2 protein-coding genes and 1 pseudogene are annotated in these 1,612 nt (G+C 44.7%); 2 read left to right on the forward strand and 1 reads right to left on the reverse strand.

What is annotated here, in order from left to right:
• The coding region (locus tag B7L71_RS14365; RefSeq protein ID WP_170919513.1) for a LysE family transporter at nt 1-305 on the forward strand (305 nt) is incomplete at its 5' end.
• 68 nt (nt 306-373) lie between these two features.
• Here the strand turns inward: B7L71_RS14365 and B7L71_RS14370 are convergent.
• Nucleotides 374-628: pseudogene (locus tag B7L71_RS14370) on the reverse strand (aminotransferase class III-fold pyridoxal phosphate-dependent enzyme); the annotation flags it as partial.
• A 106-nt stretch (nt 629-734) separates the two neighbouring features.
• Between B7L71_RS14370 and B7L71_RS14375 the strand changes: the two are divergent.
• Nucleotides 735-1,454, forward strand: coding sequence for an AzlC family ABC transporter permease (locus B7L71_RS14375; RefSeq protein WP_081138777.1), 720 nt, complete (start codon nt 735-737; stop codon nt 1,452-1,454).
• Nucleotides 1,455-1,612: the final 158 nt, after the last annotated feature.

Genomic DNA, 1,612 nt, shown 5'->3' on the forward strand with positions numbered 1-1,612 from the left:
ATTATGACAAAAAAGCTGCACTTATTACTGGAGCATCTCTTTCCTTATCGAACCCTCTCAATATAACTTACTGGGCTGCTCTTGGAGGAACGGTGACAGCGCTAGGTGCTAGCCATGCAAACGCAAGTGCATTTACTGTATTTTTAACGGGCTTCATGCTGTCCTCCATAGTTTGGTGCTTTATTTGCGCAGGTCTAATTGCTTGGCTTAGAAGCTTTATAGGGCCTTTTTTCTGGAAAGTAGTGAATTACTCATGCGCCTTATGCCTTATATATTTTTCTTACACAATACTGAGATCAATATAAAAAACCGCCCATCGTCAACAGCTTACGCTACCTAACGATGGGCGGGCTTAGTGCCGATTAGAAAACTACTAGCTCAGCGCTTCCAACGATTCCTCGATAATGCTTAACCCCTCCTCCAGCACCGCAGACGATACCGTCAGCGGCACCAGGATGCGGATGCTGTTGCCGTAGAAGCCACACGACAGCAGGATCAGGCCTTTTTCGCGGGCTTTGGCGCAGAGCGCTCCGGTCATCTGCGGGTCCGGCTTGCCATCGCGGTTGAGCAGTTCGAACGCGGCCATGGCGCCGAGTTGGCGGCCGTGGGCGACGGCGGGGAAGCGCTCGGCCAGCATCTTACCAATCTGCTTGGCATGCACGATCTTACAATACATCTATCAACTGCCTCACATAGGCTGTCTAAGTCAGCTTACCTACGAAGAGTAACGTAAAATGCGTGAATACTTCAATATTGCAAAACCCACCTCTACTTCAAATGAAGCAGAGAACCCAGCTCTAACATCGAACATATCAACGGCTATTTTTGCAATAGCTCCCGTAAGTATGCTGTTCGGCTTTACTGCTTACAAAGCAGACTGGAGCATTGTTGAAATTTTTCTCGTAAGTTTATTAGGCTTTTCTGGAAGCGGGCAGTTTGCAGCTCTACCTCTATCTGAGACTGGTGCCAATCTTTTAACTATTGCTTTCGTTACCACTATGATCAATAGCCGATATTTTGCAATTTCGCTTTCATGCTCAAAAAAATTACCAAAAAACAAGCTGCTTAAGATTTTTTCGTCCCATGCACTCGGCGACGAAGCGTACGCTATTGAGCAGGGACATAATCAAAGAGCCATGCTGATAATTCGCTTCACTATTTTCTTGTCCTGGATACTCTTTGGGGTAGCAGGCGGCATTATAGCTGGGCTGTTTCCCAACCTTTTACCTGATGACATCAATGCCAGTATCCCTGCGAGCTTGGTACTTCTTTTTCTGGCCATCTCGTATCTTCAAAACCGACCTTATACAAGTGGCTTGATAACTATTCCAAAGGCAACGTTAGGGTTTTTAATAAGCGGAATTTTCTACTACACCCTTGGTGGCATCTACTTTTGGATTCCCTCTATTATTCTATTATCTGCTCTCTTCTATTTAATGAAGAGAGAATATTGAGAAACAAGTATGGCAGATAATTTTTTAGTGATTTTGGCTCTTCTACTTACAAGTGTCATGGTAAGAGTTATTCCCTCTTTGCTCACAATTAACTTCGGCGAAAAGGCCCAACATCTGATTGAGGAGGTACTGCCTACTTCTATTTTTATTGAGTTATC

Origin of the sequence: Halomonas sp. BC2, from assembly GCF_002078115.1 — a bacterium.
Lineage (GTDB): Bacteria > Pseudomonadota > Gammaproteobacteria > Pseudomonadales > Halomonadaceae > Vreelandella > Vreelandella stevensii.